This window comes from Halomonas sp. CSM-2 (assembly GCF_002119345.1).
Lineage (GTDB): Bacteria > Pseudomonadota > Gammaproteobacteria > Pseudomonadales > Halomonadaceae > Vreelandella > Vreelandella janggokensis.
Map to the genome: position 1 here is coordinate 58,835 of NZ_NBYR01000005.1, position 18,030 is coordinate 76,864.

An 18,030-nucleotide genomic window follows, 5' to 3' on the forward strand; every position below is an offset into this window, starting at 1 on the left:
GGTCAGTGACCGAACAAGCTCCAGATTGCATAATACTAAATTGCGCTATGGCCCCGTGTTAACGTCGGGGCTTGAGCGTGAGTGAATACCTCAGTGGAGACGAAGTATGGCCTGGAATGAGCCCGGTGGCGGCAACCAGCATGATCCTTGGAGTGGTGGTGGCCGACGAGGCGGTAGCGACGGCGGTGGAAACCGTGGTGGCAATAACGATAGCAACAATGGCAATAAAGGGGGCAACAACCAAGGCCCTCCCGATCTCGATGAAGCGCTGAAAAAGTTTCAGGATAAGCTGAGCGGTATGCTCGGTGGCGGCAAGAAATCTGGCGGCGGCGGTAACAAAGGTAGCGGCGGCGGCAAGCCTCGTAATGTCTTTGCGCTACCGGGCTTGTTGATTATTGTCGCATTGGCGATCTGGGCCGCAATGGGCTTTTATGTCGTGGATCAATCCGAGCGTGGCGTTGTGCTTCGTTTTGGCGAATACCAGAACACCGTTACCCCTGGACTTCAGTGGAATCCCCCCTTGATCGACGAAGTGCGAATGGTCAATGTGACGCGTGTGCGCTCGCTGAACCAGACCCAGTCGATGCTGACCCGGGATGAGAACATCGTTGAAGTGGAAATATCCGCTCAGTATCAGGTGGCCGATCCGCGCAATTTCGTCCTCAATGTACGAGACCCGGAGCTGTCACTGGACAACGCCCTCGACTCATCGCTGCGTCATGTGGTCGGTGGAACCGACATGATCGATATCCTGACCTCGGGTCGTGAAATTCTGGGCAGTTCGGTATCGAGCCGTCTTCAGTCCTACCTGGACAACTACGGCGCTGGTATCCAGCTCCAGACCATCAACATCGAGTCCACCTCTGCCCCGCAGCCGGTCATTGATGCCTTTGATGACGTGATCCGCGCCCGTGAAGATCGTCAGCGCACGATCAACCAGGGCATCGCCTACGCCAACTCGATCATCCCCGAGGCTCAGGGTCAGGCGCAGCGGCTGGTCGAACAGGGCCAGGGTTATCGTGAATCGGTCGTGGCCGAAGCGCAGGGTCAAGCCAACCGCTTCAATTCGCTGCTCGCCGAGTACGAGAATTCGCCTGATATCATGCGTGAGCGGATGTACATTGAAGCCATCGAAGATGTCTTTGGCGAAACGCCCAAGGTGCTGCTTGACGTGAGTGAGAACGCACCGATGATGTACCTGCCGCTCGAGCAGTTGAATCGTCGCCAGGGTGCCGCCGCTTCGCAGCAGGGCAACAGCGACGGTGTCGATCCGCAGGTGCTTGAAAGCCTGCGCAGCGGTAACAGCAGTAGTCAGAGCAGCAACTCCTCATCCAATAGCAGCTCTATCCGCAGGGAGGGCCGGTAAATGATCAATAATCGATCCCTGCTAATCGTTGGCGGCATTGCCGCCGTTGCGTGGCTTGCCAGTAACAGCCTGTATGTTGTCGATGAAACCGAACGTGCGGTCAAACTGCGCTTCGGTGAGGTCATCGAAGAGAACATTCAGCCGGGCCTGCACGTCAAAATGCCGATTGCGCAGACAGTGCGTACTTTCGATACCCGCCTGCTGACGCTGGATACCGACACCAGCCGCTATCTGACCCAAGAGCAGAAAGCGGTCATTGTCGATTCCTACGTGAAGTGGCAGGTGGTCAATCCCACTCGCTACTACGAGGCCACCGCAGGGGATGAAATGATGGCGACGCGCCTGATTCAGCCCCGCGTTGACGAAAGCCTGCGCAACCAGTTTGGTCGCTTGAACCTTCAGCAGATCATCGCCGAGGAGCGCGACGATCTGATGGATGGCCCGACCGAGGAGCTCGACGCACTGATGCGCGAAGAGCTTGGCGTGGCGATTCGCGATATCCGTATCAAGCGGATCGACCTGCCGGACGACGTATCAGCCGCGGTCTATGAGCGGATGCGTTCAGAGCGCGAGCGTGAAGCCCGGGAATGGCGTGCCCAGGGTCAAGAAGAGGCCGAGCGCATCCGTGCGAACGCAGATCGCCGCCGCCAGGTGCTGCTCGCTCAGGCCAATGAGCGTGCCGAAACCTTGCGCGGTGAGGGCGATGCCCAGGCGGCGGCCATCTTCTCTGAAGCCTACGGTCAAGACCCTGAGTTCTTCACTTTCTGGCGTAGTCTGAATGCCTATCGTGAGAGCTTCTCGGGAGATGACAATCTGTTGGTGCTGGAGCCGGATAGTGACTTCTTCCGCTACCTGCGCAGCGCCATGCCTGACGAAGACAGTTAAGCCATTGACGTAGGCCCCGTCGGACACCGGCGGGGTTCAACACGTCATAAAACGTGATAGACTTTACCAACCGGGCGTCGCCCGGTTTTTTTGTGGCCCTACGTCATTGGGCCTTCACTATTGTCGTCTCGCAGGATTGTTCACATGACCATTGCTGACCGCTGGCTATTGCCCGACGGCATGGACGAAGTGCTGCCGCCTCAGGCAAGCCGTATGGAAGAGCTACGCCGGACGTTGCTGGATCTATACCATGTTTGGGGCTATGACCAAGTCATGCCACCGCCGGTGGAGTTTCTGGACTCTCTGCTTACTGGCACGGGAACCGACCTGGACCTCCAGACCTTCAAGTTGACCGACCAGTTGACGGGGCGGATGATGGGCGCGTCGGCGGATGTTACACCGCAGGTGGCCCGAATGGATGCCCATTCGCTCAAGCGCCAGGGGCCGGTGCGCCTGTGCTACTGCACCAACGTATTGCGTGCCAAGGCAGACCAGCATCAGGGGGGGCGGAGCCCTGTCCAGGTGGGGGTCGAGCTGTTTGGCCACGCCGGTCTGGATGCTGACAAGGAAATTATCCATCTGGCACTGTCGAGCCTGCAGGCGGCAGGTGCGCAGGAGATCCACCTGGCGCTGGGGCATATCGGTATTTATCGGAGCCTGGTAGAGGCGGCGGAATTGAACGCCGAGCAGGAAGCGCAGCTGTTTGACGCTCTGGCGCTCAAGTCACCGGGCCTGCTGGCAGAAAACGTCAGCACCAGCGTAAGAGATCCTGCCTTGGCTGAGATGCTATTGGCCCTGGGCGAACTGCATGGCGATGCCGATATTTTGCTTCAAGCGCGTGAACGTCTGGCGGGTGCGCCCGCGTCCGTGGTCGCAGCGCTGGACCAACTGGATGCCCTCTATCAAGGTGTACTGGCACAGTTTGATGTCTCGCTGTATTTTGATCTGGCTGAGTTACGTGGCTATCAATACCATACCGGCATGATGTTCGCGGCGTATGTGCCAGGCTACGGCCATGCGCTGGCGAAAGGCGGTCGCTATGATGATACGGGGCGTGCTTTCGGGCGTGCGCGTCCGGCAACCGGCTTTTCGATGGACTTGAAACAGTTGGCCTCACTGGATATGGCCTCGTCGGAGCAGGGCGCGATATGGGCGCCAGCAGAGCAGGCCGCATCACTTGATGCTGCCATTGCCTTGCTGCGTGAGCAGGGCGAGCGGGTAATTCAGGCGCTGCCAGGGCAGCGTACGGGACCGGCGGAACACGGTTGTGACCGCCGTCTTGAGTTTATCGATGGTCGTTGGCAGCCAACGACACTGACACAAGAGACGAGTGCATAATGGGTAAGAATGTCGTAGTCCTGGGAACCCAGTGGGGCGATGAAGGCAAAGGCAAGATCGTTGATTTGCTGACTGAGTCGGCGTCGGCGGTGGTGCGTTTTCAGGGTGGCCATAACGCGGGTCATACGCTGGTGATTGACGGTGAAAAAACCGTGCTTCACCTGATTCCTTCCGGCGTACTGCGGCCTGACAAGACCTGCATCATCGGTAATGGCGTCGTGCTCTCGCCGGAAGCGCTGATCAAAGAAATTCGCGAGCTTGAAGCCAAAGGTGTCCCGGTGCGTGAACGGTTGCGCTTGTCGCCTGCCTGCCCGTTGATCCTGCCCTACCACGTATGCCTGGACCAGGCGCGGGAAAAAGCCCGCGGTATCGCAAAGATTGGTACGACGGGCCGGGGGATTGGCCCCGCTTATGAAGATAAAGTCGCTCGCCGGGGTTTGCGTTTGGGCGATATGCTTCACCGCGAACGTTTTGCTTCCAAACTGGGCGAAGTGCTCGACTACCACAACTTTGTCCTGGTTAATTACCACGGCGAGCCAGCCGTAGACTTCCAGAAAGTGCTCGATAGCGCCATGCAGATGGCCGAAGAACTACGCCCCATGGTGAGCGACACGGTGAGCATGGTTCACGATCTGCGCAAAGCCGGAGAGAATATTCTCTTCGAAGGTGCCCAGGGGTCGCTGCTGGATATCGACCACGGTACTTATCCGTTTGTGACCAGCTCCAATACCACCGCGGGCGGAACGGCGACGGGGTCCGGCGTTGGTCCGCTGTACCTGGACTATGTGCTGGGTATCACCAAAGCCTACACCACACGCGTCGGGTCAGGTCCGTTTCCCACCGAGCTGTTTGACGACCACGGCCGCCATCTGGCCGAGAAGGGCCATGAGTTTGGCGCTACCACCGGCCGTCCGCGTCGCTGTGGCTGGTTCGATGCTGTCGCGCTTCGCCATGCGGTGCAGATCAATTCGGTTTCGGGTATCTGTTTGACCAAGTTGGACGTGCTCGACGGGCTGGAAAATATCCGCGTGTGCGTTGGTTATCGCAGCAAAGACGGTGACGTGCTCGATACGCCGGTCGACTCAGAAGGTTACGAAGCCCTTGAACCAGTCTATGAGGACCTGCCTGGCTGGAAAGAGTCGACCCTGGGCGTAAAAAAGGTCGAAGAACTGCCGGCCAATGCGCGGGCCTACATCAGTTTCCTGGAAGAACAAGTAGGCACCAGCATCGACATTATTTCCACTGGCCCAGACCGCATTGAAACGATCGTGCTGCGCAATCCGTTTGATGGATAACCGGCTGAATAGCTGACACATTCTGTCGGGTGGGTGTAAAGAAAGGGGCGACGTGTTCGCCCCTTTTCAGGTCTGTCATTCGAACGCTTAAAAATCGATGCCGCGGCGCGCCTGGATGCCGTTGTTGAAGGCATGGCGGACTTCCTGCATTTCGGTCACCGTGTCTGCCATGGCGACGAGATCGCGGTGGGCGTTGCGGCCGGTAATAATCACGGTCTGTTCGCGAGGACGCTTCTCCAGAGCGGCTTTGACCTCGGCAATATCCAGGTAGCCAAACTTGAGCATATAGGTGATCTCGTCCAGTACCACCAGGTAGGTGTCGGGGTCGGCCAGCATTTTCTCTGCGTCTTGCCATACCTCTTGGCATGCCTGGGTGTCCGCCTCACGGTTTTGCGTTTCCCAGGTGAAGCCGGTGGCCATGATGGCAACGCTCAGGTTGGGGTCTTCTTCCAATCGATTGCGCTCGCCGCACTCCCAGAGCCCTTTGATAAACTGAACGACGCCAACTTTATAGCCGTAGCCAAGGGCGCGGGTCACCGTGCCCCAGGCCGCTGTCGTCTTCCCTTTGCCGTTGCCGGTGTTGATGAGTATTAGGCCACGCTGCTCGGTGGCATCCGCGACTTTCTCGTCGACGCGAGCCTTGAGTTTTTCCATTGATGCTTTATGGCGTGTATTACGGTCGGTCATGGGGGTTCCTCAGCTGCGAATAGAGCGTTCCGGTGCCTTAGCCTAAGCGATTCATCGTGCCTTGAACATCTAGGAGAACCCTCTTTTATTCCACGATAAGTCGTCTGGATTCAGTATTTTGGCTATTTATATCCACATAATTGGCCGGTGGGGGGCTGGCTGCTCTAGAATAGTGGGTCATGTCTTGTCAGGAATCCGTTTATGCCCTCATTTGATATTGTCTCTGAGTTTGATCAGCACGAAGCTGCCAATGCTGTCGACCAAGCCAACCGCGAAGTTCAGTCCCGCTTTGATTTCAAGGGCGTGGATGCGTCTTTCACGCTTGAAAAGGAGTCGGTTCAGCTTGAAGCCGAGGTCGATTTTCAGCTCAAACAGATGCTTGATGTACTGCGTAACCGTCTGATTGCACGGGGTATCGATGCGCGCTGTATGGATATTAAAGACCCTGTGCTATCGGGTGTTAAAGCCCGTCAGGAAGTGGCGCTCAAGCAAGGCCTGGATCAAGGCGAGGCGAAAGATATCGTCAAGCGTATCAAGGCCAGCAAGCTAAAAGTCCAAGCACAAATTCAGGGTGAAAAGGTGCGGGTTACAGGTAAAAAGCGTGACGATTTGCAAAGCGTCATGTCGCTATTGCGCGGTGAGGAAGGACCGGAACTGCCGCTTCAGTTCGATAACTTCCGGGATTGACCCGACGCCCTGGTAACCTCTTTACGCCGCCAATAACAGCAATGACTATAAGGAGTTTCTCATCATGTCTGATCCGCAGCCGGTTTATTTAAGCGATTACCAGCCTCCCGCCTACCGGGTGACCCATACCGAGCTGACGTTTGATCTTGACCCCGCCGCGACTCGAGTCAAAGCGCGCCTGCACATCGAGCGACAGGCAACGGCCAGTGCTGATGAACCACTCAAGCTTGACGGTGAGCAACTGACCCTTGACGCCTTGCTGATTGATGGCAACCCACTGTCGGGTAATGATTATCAGGTAAGCGATGAGGGGCTTCGTATTGAACAGGTGCCTGCGCGCTTTACCCTGGAAAGTGAAGTACAACTCTCGCCCAAGGACAACACCGCGTTGGAAGGTCTTTACCAGTCCAACGGCATGTTCTGTACCCAGTGTGAGGCGGAAGGATTTCGACGTATCACCTTTTATCCCGATCGTCCGGATGTAATGTCGACCTTTAAAGTGACCGTCATCGGGGATCGCGAGCGAGAGCCCGTTCTGCTAGCCAACGGCAATCCGGTTGAACAAGGCGATCTTGAAAACGGTCGCCACTTTGCTATCTGGGAGGATCCGCACCCCAAGCCCTGTTACCTGTTTGCCCTGGTCGCCGGCGATTTGCATAGCGTTGAAGACCGTTTTACCACCCGGTCCGGGCGCGAAGTGAGCCTGCAGCTTTGGGTTGAACAAGAAAATCTGGCCAAAACCGAGCATGCCATGGGGTCGCTGAAACGGGCCATGGCCTGGGATGAGCAAGCCTACGGTCGTGAATACGACCTGGACCTGTTCATGATCGTGGCGGTGAATGACTTCAATATGGGGGCCATGGAAAATAAAGGTCTCAATATCTTTAATTCGGCGGCGGTATTAGCCCATCCGGATACAGCGACCGACGGCGCTTTCCAGACGGTTGAGGGCATTGTTGCCCACGAGTATTTCCATAATTGGTCGGGTAATCGAGTCACCTGCCGCGACTGGTTCCAGCTCTCCCTGAAAGAGGGCTTCACTGTCTTCCGTGATCAATGTTTCTCCGCCGAGACCAACTCTGCCCCAGTGAAGCGGATTCAGGACGTTTCGTTTTTCCGCACGGCGCAGTTTGCCGAAGATGCTGGACGGACGGCCCATCCGGTGCGGCCGGATCATTATATTGAGATCACCAATTTCTACACTCTGACTATTTATGAAAAGGGCGCTGAAATTGTTCGCATGTTGTGCAACCTGGTCGGGTGGGACGCCTTTCGGCAGGGGGCCGACCGTTACTTTGCGCGCTTTGACGGTCAGGCGGTAACCATCGAAGACTTTGTGGATTGCATGGCAGAGGCCTCGGGACTTGACCTAGGTCAGTTCATGCGTTGGTATTCCCAGGCGGGAACACCCGAAATCGACGCCCATGGCGAGTACGACTATGCCCACGGCGAGTACCATTTGACGCTGCGTCAGCGGACCCCCGCTACGCCGGGCCAAGTAGATAAAGAGCCGCTGCATATCCCCATTGCCATGGGCCTTGTGGGTACCAAGTCGGGCCAGGACCTGGCGCTTACCCTGGACGGCAACAAGCTCGGTAAAGAGACAGTCATCCACCTGCGCGAAGACGAGCAGACCTTCGTGTTTACCGACGTGGCAGAGGCCCCTGTGCCTTCGCTACTGCGTAACTTCTCCGCGCCAGTGAAGCTGCATTTTCCGTATTCGCGGGAAGATCTCGCCTTCCTGCTGACCCAGGACAGCGATGGGTTTAACCGCTGGGATGCCGGGCAACGGCTGGCGATGCTGGCGCTTGATGACTTGATTGCCGCTCACCGTAATGGTGTGGAAAAGGTAATGGACAGCCGTGTCGTCGAGGCATTCCGAACGCTATTGGCCGATGCGCCGGCGGACAAGGCGGTGCTTGCCGAAATGCTCACGCTACCTTCGGAAGCGTACATCGCTGAGCAGCAGCCGATTGTCGATGTCGATGCCATCCACGCGGCCCGAGAGTTTGTCCGACAGTCACTGGCGATGGCGCTGCGTGATGAGTTCATGGCGACCTTTGAGGCCAATCGCTCCAGTGAGCCTTATGCACCGACGCCTGAGCAGATTGCCCAGCGAAGCTTGAAGAATGTAGCACTCAGCTACCTGATGTCGATTGAAGATGAGCAGGGCGTGGCGCTCTGCGAAGGTCAGTTTGCGGCGAACCACAACATGACTGATGTACGTCATGCATTGACGCTGCTGGTTCATAGTGACCGTGACGACCTGGCCTCTCCGGCGCTCAAGACCTTCGGTGAAAAGTGGGCCCATGACCCGCTGGTCATGGATCAGTGGTTTACGATTCAGGTCTCGCGCCCCCAGCCGGATGTGATCGACCGTGTGAAGTACCTGATGGCCCATCCCGCCTTCTCGCTGAAGAACCCCAACCGTGTGCGCGCGCTGATTGGCGCTTTTGCCCAAAATCGCGTCAATTTCCATCGTCTGGATGGTCAGGGCTACGCTCTACTGGCTGATGTCGTGATTGAGTTGAATCGGCTGAACCCGGAAATAGCGGCGCGCCTGATTACCCCGCTAACCCGTTGGCAACGGTTCGATGAAACACGACAGGTCTTGATGCGGTCTGAGCTTGAGCGCATTCAACGCGAACCGCTATCGAGTAACGTATATGAGGTGGTGGAGAAAGCATTGGCGTAACAAATTGATGGAGTGACAAGGAAAGGAAATCTCAGTGACAACACCAAAAAAGCGTTTTTTACTCATTGTTAATGGTAAATCAGCCGGTAATGCGGCGTTACGTGAAGCGGTAGCTGAGCAAAGAAAGGCAGGGATGTCGATTAGTGTTCGGGTAACCTGGGAAGCGGGCGATGCCGGGCATTTTGCCGTGGTCGCCGTCGATATGGGAATGACTCATGTGATTGCCTGTGGCGGGGATGGTACCGTCAACGAGGTGATGAACGGTCTGATGCGTCTGGATAAAGAGCGGCGGCCGGTCATGGGAATTGTGCCGCTGGGTAGCGCAAATGACTTTGCGACCTCGGTGGGCTTGCCGCTGGAGCCCTCCGAGGCGCTGTCTGCGGCGTTGACGCTGTCTGATTACCCGATTGACGTTGTTAAACTATGTGCCGAGAGCGACACTGAGTCGGTCACCAGCTATTACGTTAATATGATGACGGCAGGTTTTGGCGCTGAAATTACCTCGTCCACTCCCAAAATGCTCAAGCGCATGTTGGGTGGCGGCGCTTATTCCCTGATGGGGGCCGTCAAGGCATGGCGACACCATAGCTACCGTGGCACGCTACACTGGGACGATCAGGAAGAGTCGACGTCGCTTTTACTGCTCGCCATTGGCAACGGTCGCCAGTCAGGGGGTGGGCAAGTGCTGGCCCCAAAGGCGAAATTGGATGACGGTCATCTTGATATCCTCGTGGTCAAGGATTTTCTCACAGCGCGGGCACTGACGGATCTGGTCAGCGAATTGCAGGATTTTCCCAGCCATGGGCAATTCGTGCGCTATGTATCGGCGGATGCGCTCAGCGTATCGACACTATCTGACGATCCCCCGTGGCCGTTAACCCTGGATGGTGAAGCACGCCATTATCGACGCTTTCGCGCTGATGTTGTGCCGTTGGCTATCCATGTGGTGCTGCCCGATCAATGCCCACTACTGTCATCGGTCATAGAGACCTGAAATTAATAATCTGTCATTGACCCACTTTTACAGAGGCGATGAGACATACACATTGAGGAGACAACATAAATGACTAAAAGCGTTTGGCTACCCTTGCTGGCAGCTGTCGTGTTGGTGGTCAGTGGCTGTGGCGATAACGACGAAACGTCCAACGCCGATCAGCAGCAAGAGTCTGCTTCATCATCAAATGACGGAGACGCTGTATCTGCTGATGCTCCAGCAGGTACTGAAGAGGAGGGAGCCGTCGACGAGCCCGGTGCCAGCGGCAGCCAGGAAGATAGCGATGCTATTGAATCCCAGGCGGAAGATGAGCTGGATCGAACTGAGGCCCTTGAAGGCGAACAGGCGGAGGAAGACAGCGCCGTGCAGACCGAAGATGTCGAGGCCGGCGAGGATACCTTGGCTGCTGATCCTGAAGACGTGCTTGAGGAAGGCGGCGCAATGCCCGGTGAGGCAACTCGGTCGGATGTGGACGATATGATTGCCGAAACCGAACGCCGCTTTGACGAGGCGCAGCAGCGGCTGGAAGAGCAGTTTCAGGAAGTCGAGAAGCAGTCCCCTGTTGTCGATCCTATCAGCGATGAAGAGATGGAGGAGCGCTGGGAGTTTGAAAGCAGTCTGCCTGAGTCGGCTCGCGACGGAGAACGTACGCGCGGTAAAGATATAGATGAGCTGATAGAAGACACCGAGCGGCGTTTTGAAGAGGCTGAGCAGCGATTGAATGAACAGTTTGAATCAATCGAGGAAGAGCGCCCTGAAACCATAGAGCAGGAAGAATAACTTCCCTGGTGAGGCTTGTGCGCTAGGCAAATAAAAAGGCCCGCATCGTCATGCGGGCCTTGTGCGCGATAGCGAATTACGCCACGCGTATATTGGAAGCCTGGAGGCCTTTTTTACCCTGGGTTACCTCAAAGCTGACTTTCTGGCCATCCTGCAGGCTTTTGAAACCTTCAGCTTGAATTTCGGAGAAGTGAGCAAACAGATCGTCACCACCGTCATCCGGGGAGATGAAGCCGTAACCTTTGGTATCGTTGAACCACTTGACAGTGCCAGTTGCCATTATGCATTTCCTTCACGAGCTTGATGTTCAAGCGGGGCGCTATTGCGAACCCGCTTGAATTACTCTAGATGCAAAAAAACCTGTCGTCCAGTCACAATGTGATTGAATCGTTTCCATCGTACGAGTGCCTTGTTATGACGCCATTTAGCCTGATTGATGCGCAGTTTGTGCCATTTGTCATTGCCATTACGTTGCTGTCGATCACCCCTGGGGTCGATACGTTGCTGGTGATCCGTAATACGGCCAGGGGAGGGCTGCGTGACGGGGTCGCCACCAGCATGGCGATCTGCAGCGGCCTGTTCGTGCATGCCACCATCTCGGCAATGGGGATTTCGCTGATCCTGCTGCAGTCAGCCTGGGCGTTTCATGCCTTGAAGCTGGTGGGAGCTGGCTATTTGATCTGGCTGGGTATTAGCAGTCTGCTGGCGGCACGGCGTGGACAACCATTGCCGGTGAAGGGTGTGATGACCATGGATACGGCCGTTCCACTCTGGCAACCGCTGAAAGAAGGGTTTTTATCCAATGTGCTTAACCCCAAGACGGTAGTATTTTACATGGCTTTTCTGCCGCAGTTCATTGCCCCGAGCGATCCAGCGCTGGTCAAGTCGCTATGGTTGGCAGGCGTTCACTTCGTGATTGCCAACCTCTGGCAAATCAGTGTGGTACTGATGGTCGGCAGCGCCGGAAAATGGCTGGCCAGCGCGCGTTTTGCGCAAACGCTCAACGCGATGACTGGCACCGTATTGGTGATGCTGGGGATCCGGCTGGCGTTTTCGCAGCGGCCGGTGTAACGCTAGAGCGTGGATTAATCGCGATTGACCAGCGCCCGACTGTAACGTACCTGCCTTTCGCCGTCGCTCAGCAGCGATATTCCATCACTTGAGCCGTTGGCGAGACTTTCAAAAATGGCACGATAACTCAGCACCGCCTGCACGTAGTTGCGCGTTTCACGGTAGGGAATGCGCTCCACAAAGAGGTCAAAGGCCTCGATGCTGTCATCCCTCAGCCAGCGGTCTACCCGTCCAGGGCCCGCGTTGTAAGCTGCTGCGGCAGCTAAACGATTGCCCTGGTAGCGCTGCAGCTTGTCGCGTAAGTACGTGCTGCCCAGGCGAATATTCAGCTCCGGATCGAGTATACCGTAGGGGCCAGGATCATCGAGTCCCAGTTGGCGACTTACCTGGGCAGCGGTGCCAGGCATCAATTGCATCAGCCCGCGGGCGCCGGCAGGTGACAGGGCATCGGGATTGTAGGCGCTTTCGCGCCGGGTAATCGCCATTAGCAGGTAAGGATCCACGCCGCTAATGCGCCCCCAGTGGATGAAGTCGTCGTGGTAGGCCTGGGGGAAGCGCCATTCGAGGGCGTCCCACATACCCGCCGCTATGGTGGTTTGCACCAGCCGGGCATGCCAATCCTGCTCGGCGGCAAAGTCCGCCAGCGCTCGGGCTTCTTCGGTGGATGCCTGCTGAACGGCATGCAGCCACTCACTATTGGCCAGGCCGTCTTCGCCGATGCGCATCAATGCCTGGGTACGCTGCACCATGGGCAGTTGCGCGATACGCTCACGTGAAGCGTCGTCAAAATAGAAGCGCTCATTGTTCAGCGCTAACGGCTGCCCCAAACGCTCAGCAGCGGCAAAACCGTAAAAGCTACGCTGTGAAGCAGCTTGCTGGAAATGCGTTGCTGCCGCCGTCTGATCGCCTAGCTGCTGGCTGGCTCGGGCGAGCCAGTATTGCCACCGTGCATCCGCTTTCTGCTCGCTGGGCATTTGGGTAATCCACTGGCGCACCGACTCCCATTGATGAGCTTGAAGGGCGCGGCGAACACGCAATTCAAGAACGCGCTCGCTGTCCAGATTGGGCAAAACGCTATCGACCCACGCCATCGAATTGGGCACTTCACGCACCAGTACGTAATACGCCAGCTCTTCCTCGATAAGCTGTTGATCGCTGGGCAACAGGCTCAGTCGCTCAGTCAGTGAGCGCCAAACGGACAGCGCTCGCGGGGTGTCGTCTAGCGTAAGGCGTTGCATTGCCGCTTGGTAAAAAGCGGCCGTAGCCGCGCATTCAGGGCCCAGACAGGTGGGGGCACTGAGTAAGCGCTGCGGGTCGCTATCCACCGCTTCGTAGGTATCAATGGCGGTTTGCCAGCGCTCACTTAATTGATTGCTCAGGTAGTCGGCCAGCCGACGGTTATCTGCCTGCCAGGCTAACATCAGGCGTTCCCAAATCAACTCGCCATCGATGGTGCCGTTTGCTCTCAACCGGTCAAACAACGGATCGCAGGCGTTCGGTTGGGATTGGCCCACAAGCCAGAGGCGTTGGCCGGCCTCAACCGCTTGTTGTGGGGCAATGTCAAAATGGGCCGTGTGGTAGTGGCATTGCCGGGCGGCGCCGTTGGGCTCACCATTGCTGACCGCCCGTACACGGCCATACTGGCCTGCCTTACCGTATTGATCGATGGCCTGTCCACGCATCCAGTCGCTCAGCGGTGAGTCCCTGTGGGTATCGATATAGCGGTTGACCGTTTCCGGCGGCAGGTCCGGTAGCTGGTTGCGCAACCGATGATAAGTGACATAGCCGCTTAACGGATGGTCTTCAATGGCCGCCATGTCAATGCGGTCCCACTGCTGGTTGCGTGCAGCATCGAGCGCGTCGCGCATTGCACTGTCGCTCAAGGCCCATGACATGCTTGGTAAGCAGGCAATGAACGCAATGGATAATACGCGGGCAGTGCAGGGCATGATGCTTCCTCGATACGGCATTGGGTGGCCTTGGGGGACTGAACTATCCTAACGCAAAAGACTCCGACAACCGAACGCTTTGGAGGATTCAATACTGATGGCTCTATTATCCGGCTGGTGGTGGCTGCGTCGACTGAAATCCCGTGCTTGGGTATTCAAGCGCATGTGGCGTGCGCTGTCATTGTTTTTCCCCATGACGCGTGACGTCGTCAAGGGCCGTTTTCGGCCTGTGCCCTGGTCGGCTTTCGGGTTGATGGCGGTGGCGCTGATGTATCTGGTGTTGCCGTTTGATTTGATCCCCGATTTTCTCATGTTGATTGGCGTGGTCGACGATGCGGTCATTGTTGGTTGGTTGCTCAATCGTATGGACCAGCAACTGGCCGGCTATCGTGCCTGGAAGTATCCCGAGAGGGAATCCACTGATTCCCCGCACACGGCCGCTTGAAAAATTTTCCCTCAGCCCCATATCTCGTTCACACCGACTTTTATGCCTTTGCCAACTTGGCGAGGCGCTTTACGTACCGAGATCAACGAGGGCTGAGCGAATGTCCAACACGACCCACGAAGAAACCCTTGGCTTTCAAACGGAAGTTAAGCAGCTGCTGAATCTGATGATTCACTCGCTGTACTCTAATCGGGAAATTTTCCTTCGCGAGCTGATATCCAATGCTGCCGACGCCTGTGACAAGCTGCGCTACGCGGCCTTGGACAACGATGGGCTCTACGAAGGCGACAGCGAGCTACGTGTCGAAATCGAGCACGATGCCGACGCCGGAACGGTAACGCTGCGCGACAACGGTATCGGCATGACGCGCGATGATGTGATTGCCAACCTGGGCACCATTGCGCGTAGCGGTACGTCCGAGTTCCTCAAGCAGCTGTCAGGTGAACAGCAGAAAGACGCCAAGTTGATCGGTCAGTTCGGCGTGGGTTTCTATTCCAGCTTTATTGTCGCCGATGATGTAACGGTTCGCACACGTAAGGCCGGCGAAGATGTAAGCACTGGTGTGGAATGGCGCTCGAAAGGTGAAGGCGAGTTCACCGTCGCCGACATCGATCTTGAGCAGCACGGCACCGAAATCACCCTGCACCTGAAAGACGACGCCAAAGAATTTGCTGACGACTTCCGTCTGCAAAACCTGGTGCGTAAGTACTCGGACCATATCGAAGTACCGGTTCGCATGCCCAAGACCGAAACTGCCAAGGACGATGAGGGTAATCCGGTCGAAGGCAGCGAAGTGACCACCTGGGAAACCGTCAACGAAGCCACGGCGCTTTGGGTGCGCCCCAAGAGCGATATTTCGGATGACGAGTACAAGGCGTTCTACAAACACGTCGCCCATGACTTTAGCGACCCGCTCACCTGGAGCCACAATAAAGTGGAAGGCAAGCTGGAATATACCAGCCTGCTGTTTGTGCCCGGTCGTGCACCGTTTGATATGTTCGACCGCGACGGTGCCCGTGGTGTGAAGCTCTACGTTCAGCGTGTCTTCATCATGGACGACGCCGAGCAATTCCTGCCGCTTTACCTGCGCTTCATCAAAGGTGTGCTGGATACTCGCGACTTGTCGCTCAACGTATCCCGCGAGCTGCTGCAGCAGGACCCCAAAGTCGACAAGATCAAGGGCGCCCTGACCAAGCGCGCACTGGATATGCTCAAGAAGCTTTCCAAAGACGACGAGCAGTATCAGACCTTCTGGAACACCTTCGGTAGCGTCCTCAAGGAAGGCCCGGGCGAAGACGCGGCCAACCGCGAGAAAATCGCTGGCTTACTGCGTTTTGCCTCGACCCACACCGATACGGCCGCCCAGGAACATTCGCTGGCCGACTACGTTGCGCGGATGAAAGAAGGGCAGCAGAAAATCTACTATGTGGTGGCCGACAGCTTTAATGCCGCCAAGCACAGCCCGCATCTGGAAATCTTCCGTAAAAAGGGCATCGAAGTACTGCTGCTGTCCGACCGCATTGATGAGTGGCTGATGAGCCATCTCACCGAATTTGACGGCAAATCCTTCGCTGACGTGGGTAAAGGCGAGCTTGACCTTGGCGATGTGGAAGATGAAGCCGAGAAAAAAGAGCAGGAAGAAACCGCCAAAGCCAAGGAGTCACTGGTCAAGCGCGTCAAGGAAGCGCTGGGTGAAGGTGTGCAGGATGTCAAAGTGACCCACCGCCTGACGGATTCGCCAGCCTGCGTAGTGCTTCCAGAGCATGAAATGGGCTATCAGATGCGCCGCATCATGGAAGCCGCCGGGCAGCCGTTGCCCGAGGTCAAGCCGATTCTGGAGCTGAATCCCAGTCATTCACTGGTTGCGCGCCTGGAAAGTGCTGAAGATGGACTGTTTGCCGACCTGGCACACATCCTGCTGGATCAGGCGATTATCGCGGAAGGCGGCCATCTGGATGACCCGGCTGCCTACGTGAAGCGCCTCAATGGGGTGCTGGCGGCATAACGCTCACTTAACGGCGTATAACGGCCCCCTTGGGAGTGATCCCAAGTGGGCCGTTTGTTTTTTCGTACCCTTATTAACGATTGCGCTTGCCCATACTGCGTTGAAATTAGCTTCGTGCGCGAGTCCGATCCAAATACTGATTTACTACGTGTAAACTCATACGCGAGCCCGGTCCTTTTTTGGCTAATTACGCCTTGTCCGGCCTTCGCTCATGACGTTAATTAGGACTTCTAGTTTTTCGCTTACCAACTATCCGGGATTCCCATGGCTGAGCAGCAGATTCAGGTCGCCGTATTGGGCGGCGGTAGTTTTGGCACTGCCCTGGCAAGCATTGCCGCTGACAATGGCGCGCAGGTGCGTCAATGGATGCGTGATGAAGCGCTGGTGGAACAGATTAACCGGGAGCGACGCAACGGCCGCTATTTGCCGAATTATGCCATTAACCCCGCTGTACAGGCGTCCACCGATCTGGAAACGGTGCTGCACAACGCTGAGCTGGTGCTGATTGCGATTCCGTCCCAGGCCTTTCGCAGTGTTGTTCAGGCGGCCAAGCCGTGGCTAAGGCCCGAGCAAATTCTGGTCAGCACCACCAAGGGGATTGAGCAATCCGGCTTTTTATTGATGAGCCAAGTGCTCGAACAGGAAACCGGCTTTGCCCATATTGGGGTAATTGCGGGCCCCAACCTTGCTTCGGAAATTGCCGATAAACAGCTCACTGCCACGGTGATCGCCAGCGCCGATGCCCTGACTCGTACCCGGGTTCAGCAGGCCCTTGGTTGCCGTTACTTCCGTGTCTATGCCAGCAATGATCGACACGGTGTCGAACTGGGTGGGGCGCTGAAAAATATCTACGCCATTGCCGCGGGCATGGCCGCGGCGCTCGGCATGGGTGAGAATACCCGCAGCATGCTGATGACCCGGGCATTGGCCGAGATGAGCCGTTTCGCTGTTGCCCAGGGGGCTAACCCCATGACATTTTTGGGTCTTGCCGGGGTGGGGGATTTAATCGTCACCTGCTCGTCAGACTTGTCGCGTAACTACCGCGTCGGCTACGCCATCGGTGAGGGCCGGTCGCTGGATGAAGCCATCAATGCGCTTGGCCAGGTGGCGGAAGGTGTCAATACTGTCAGGCTTGTGTGTACCAAAGCGGCCGAGATCGGCGTCTACATGCCTCTGGCGGAAGGACTCTACCATGTGCTGTTTGACGGTGTGCCCGCTGAGGACATGGCACGTACGTTAATGATGGGCGAGCAAAGTAGCGACGTGGAATTCATCTTGCCGCGCGAGGACGTCCAGCAAGCCCACCGCGAAACAGGACATTGGCATGAATGATTCATCCACCCAGCAACTCTGGCTAATGCGCCACGGTGAAGCCGGCCCCGGGCGGCCAGATGAACAGCGAACGCTGACGCCGCTCGGCGAGCAGGAAGTTGCCAAGGTCGGGGCATGGCTGGCCACGCATATAGCGGCCCAGAGAGGGGCGCCGCCGAGGCTGCTGGCAAGTCCCTATCGTCGCGCTCAGCAGACAGCTGCCCGGTTGAGTGAGGCGCTGTCGGTGCCGGTAGAAACCCTGCCGCTGATTACTCCGGACGACGCACCCGAAGCGGTCATCGACTGGCTGCTCGAGCAAAGCGATGAACGACTGATTCTGGTCAGCCATATGCCGCTGGTAGGAGAGCTTGCTGAAACGCTGGTCGACGGTCGTTCAGCCCGCGGCGTGGGATTTCCCACCGCCGGGCTTGCCGAGTTCACTGCACCGGTATGGGCAAAAGGCTGCGCGCAGTTGACGCGTTTTCTGCATCCTGGCCAGTTGGACTAAAAACGGCCGCATAA

Annotated in this window: 16 protein-coding genes; 13 read left to right on the forward strand and 3 right to left on the reverse strand. The window is 56.9% G+C overall.

From position 1 onward, the window contains the following. Positions 1-106 precede the first annotated feature (106 nt). The 4 genes from hflK to B7L15_RS05245 all read left to right on the forward strand — a co-directional run bounded on the left by hflK (position 107) and on the right by B7L15_RS05245 (position 4,884). Entirely contained in the window at positions 107-1,366 is a 1,260-nt protein-coding gene (gene hflK, locus B7L15_RS05230; RefSeq protein ID WP_085917953.1) for an FtsH protease activity modulator HflK, read from the forward strand. Beyond that, positions 1,367-2,251, forward strand: coding sequence for a protease modulator HflC (hflC, locus tag B7L15_RS05235; protein WP_085917954.1), 885 nt, complete (start codon positions 1,367-1,369; stop codon positions 2,249-2,251). Between the two features lie 144 nt (positions 2,252-2,395). Further along, positions 2,396-3,589, forward strand: a complete 1,194-nt coding sequence (locus tag B7L15_RS05240; protein WP_085917955.1) for an ATP phosphoribosyltransferase regulatory subunit — start codon at positions 2,396-2,398, stop codon at positions 3,587-3,589. Further along, entirely contained in the window at positions 3,589-4,884 is a 1,296-nt protein-coding gene (locus B7L15_RS05245) for an adenylosuccinate synthase (RefSeq protein ID WP_085917956.1), read from the forward strand. The genes B7L15_RS05240 and B7L15_RS05245 overlap by 1 nt, the downstream gene beginning before the upstream one ends. 87 nt (positions 4,885-4,971) lie before the next feature. Here B7L15_RS05245 and cobO read toward each other — a convergent pair whose 3' ends face one another. Further along, on the reverse strand, positions 4,972-5,571 hold the full coding sequence (gene cobO, locus B7L15_RS05250; protein WP_085917957.1) for a cob(I)yrinic acid a,c-diamide adenosyltransferase: 600 nt from the start codon (positions 5,569-5,571) through the stop codon (positions 4,972-4,974). A 201-nt stretch (positions 5,572-5,772) separates the two neighbouring features. Here cobO and B7L15_RS05255 point away from each other — a divergent pair, with 201 nt between their 5' ends. The 4 genes from B7L15_RS05255 (at position 5,773) to B7L15_RS05270 (ending at position 10,727) form a co-directional block, all read left to right on the forward strand. After that, positions 5,773-6,258 (forward strand): YajQ family cyclic di-GMP-binding protein, encoded by a 486-nt coding sequence (locus B7L15_RS05255; RefSeq protein WP_085917958.1) that lies wholly within the window; start codon positions 5,773-5,775, stop codon positions 6,256-6,258. Between the two features lie 64 nt (positions 6,259-6,322). After that, positions 6,323-8,953, forward strand: a complete 2,631-nt coding sequence (gene pepN / locus B7L15_RS05260) for an aminopeptidase N (protein ID WP_085917959.1) — start codon at positions 6,323-6,325, stop codon at positions 8,951-8,953. A 34-nt stretch (positions 8,954-8,987) separates the two neighbouring features. Next, positions 8,988-9,947, forward strand: a complete 960-nt coding sequence (gene yegS / locus B7L15_RS05265) for a lipid kinase YegS (RefSeq protein ID WP_085917960.1) — start codon at positions 8,988-8,990, stop codon at positions 9,945-9,947. Between the two features lie 69 nt (positions 9,948-10,016). Next, positions 10,017-10,727 (forward strand): hypothetical protein, encoded by a 711-nt coding sequence (locus tag B7L15_RS05270; RefSeq protein WP_085917961.1) that lies wholly within the window; start codon positions 10,017-10,019, stop codon positions 10,725-10,727. A gap of 76 nt (positions 10,728-10,803) precedes the next feature. Here the strand turns inward: B7L15_RS05270 and B7L15_RS05275 are convergent, their stop codons facing one another. After that, positions 10,804-11,007, reverse strand: coding sequence for a cold-shock protein (locus B7L15_RS05275; RefSeq protein ID WP_066321172.1), 204 nt, complete (start codon positions 11,005-11,007; stop codon positions 10,804-10,806). Between the two features lie 134 nt (positions 11,008-11,141). Here B7L15_RS05275 and B7L15_RS05280 point away from each other — a divergent pair, with 134 nt between their 5' ends. Next, positions 11,142-11,798 carry a LysE family translocator gene (locus B7L15_RS05280; protein WP_085917962.1) on the forward strand — a complete coding sequence of 219 codons (657 nt, stop codon included), beginning with the start codon at positions 11,142-11,144 and terminating at the stop codon, positions 11,796-11,798. A 14-nt stretch (positions 11,799-11,812) separates the two neighbouring features. Here the strand turns inward: B7L15_RS05280 and B7L15_RS05285 are convergent, their stop codons facing one another. Next, the gene (locus B7L15_RS05285) at positions 11,813-13,747 is read right to left on the reverse strand and encodes a transglycosylase SLT domain-containing protein (protein WP_085917963.1); all 1,935 of its coding nucleotides are present in this window, start codon (positions 13,745-13,747) and stop codon (positions 11,813-11,815) included. A 97-nt stretch (positions 13,748-13,844) separates the two neighbouring features. On the opposite strand from B7L15_RS05285, the gene B7L15_RS05290 reads away from it, so the two are divergent. The 4 genes from B7L15_RS05290 (at position 13,845) to sixA (ending at position 18,016) form a co-directional block, all read left to right on the forward strand. Next, on the forward strand, positions 13,845-14,192 hold the full coding sequence (locus tag B7L15_RS05290) for a YkvA family protein (protein ID WP_085917964.1): 348 nt from the start codon (positions 13,845-13,847) through the stop codon (positions 14,190-14,192). Between the two features lie 100 nt (positions 14,193-14,292). Beyond that, the gene (gene htpG, locus B7L15_RS05295; RefSeq protein WP_085917965.1) at positions 14,293-16,197 is read left to right on the forward strand and encodes a molecular chaperone HtpG; all 1,905 of its coding nucleotides are present in this window, start codon (positions 14,293-14,295) and stop codon (positions 16,195-16,197) included. 264 nt (positions 16,198-16,461) lie between these two features. Next, positions 16,462-17,529, forward strand: coding sequence for an NAD(P)H-dependent glycerol-3-phosphate dehydrogenase (locus tag B7L15_RS05300; RefSeq protein ID WP_085917966.1), 1,068 nt, complete (start codon positions 16,462-16,464; stop codon positions 17,527-17,529). After that, complete coding sequence (gene sixA, locus B7L15_RS05305; RefSeq protein WP_085917967.1) at positions 17,522-18,016, forward strand: phosphohistidine phosphatase SixA; 495 nt, start codon at positions 17,522-17,524, stop codon at positions 18,014-18,016. Before B7L15_RS05300 ends, sixA begins: the two co-directional genes overlap by 8 nt. Positions 18,017-18,030: the final 14 nt, after the last annotated feature.

Bases quoted from the DNA above. Each gene is read 5' to 3' on its own strand.
- hflK (WP_085917953.1), top strand. From the start codon at position 107: ATGGCCTGGAATGAGCCCGGTGGCGGCAACCAGCATGATCCTTGGAGT.
- hflC (WP_085917954.1), top strand. From the start codon at position 1,367: ATGATCAATAATCGATCCCTGCTAATCGTTGGCGGCATTGCCGCCGTT.
- B7L15_RS05240 (WP_085917955.1), top strand. From the start codon at position 2,396: ATGACCATTGCTGACCGCTGGCTATTGCCCGACGGCATGGACGAAGTG.
- B7L15_RS05245 (WP_085917956.1), top strand. From the start codon at position 3,589: ATGGGTAAGAATGTCGTAGTCCTGGGAACCCAGTGGGGCGATGAAGGC.
- cobO (WP_085917957.1), bottom strand. From the start codon at position 5,571: ATGACCGACCGTAATACACGCCATAAAGCATCAATGGAAAAACTCAAG.
- B7L15_RS05255 (WP_085917958.1), top strand. From the start codon at position 5,773: ATGCCCTCATTTGATATTGTCTCTGAGTTTGATCAGCACGAAGCTGCC.
- pepN (WP_085917959.1), top strand. From the start codon at position 6,323: ATGTCTGATCCGCAGCCGGTTTATTTAAGCGATTACCAGCCTCCCGCC.
- B7L15_RS05270 (WP_085917961.1), top strand. From the start codon at position 10,017: ATGACTAAAAGCGTTTGGCTACCCTTGCTGGCAGCTGTCGTGTTGGTG.
- B7L15_RS05275 (WP_066321172.1), bottom strand. From the start codon at position 11,007: ATGGCAACTGGCACTGTCAAGTGGTTCAACGATACCAAAGGTTACGGC.
- B7L15_RS05280 (WP_085917962.1), top strand. From the start codon at position 11,142: ATGACGCCATTTAGCCTGATTGATGCGCAGTTTGTGCCATTTGTCATT.
- B7L15_RS05285 (WP_085917963.1), bottom strand. From the start codon at position 13,747: ATGCCCTGCACTGCCCGCGTATTATCCATTGCGTTCATTGCCTGCTTA.
- B7L15_RS05290 (WP_085917964.1), top strand. From the start codon at position 13,845: ATGGCTCTATTATCCGGCTGGTGGTGGCTGCGTCGACTGAAATCCCGT.
- htpG (WP_085917965.1), top strand. From the start codon at position 14,293: ATGTCCAACACGACCCACGAAGAAACCCTTGGCTTTCAAACGGAAGTT.
- B7L15_RS05300 (WP_085917966.1), top strand. From the start codon at position 16,462: ATGGCTGAGCAGCAGATTCAGGTCGCCGTATTGGGCGGCGGTAGTTTT.
- sixA (WP_085917967.1), top strand. From the start codon at position 17,522: ATGAATGATTCATCCACCCAGCAACTCTGGCTAATGCGCCACGGTGAA.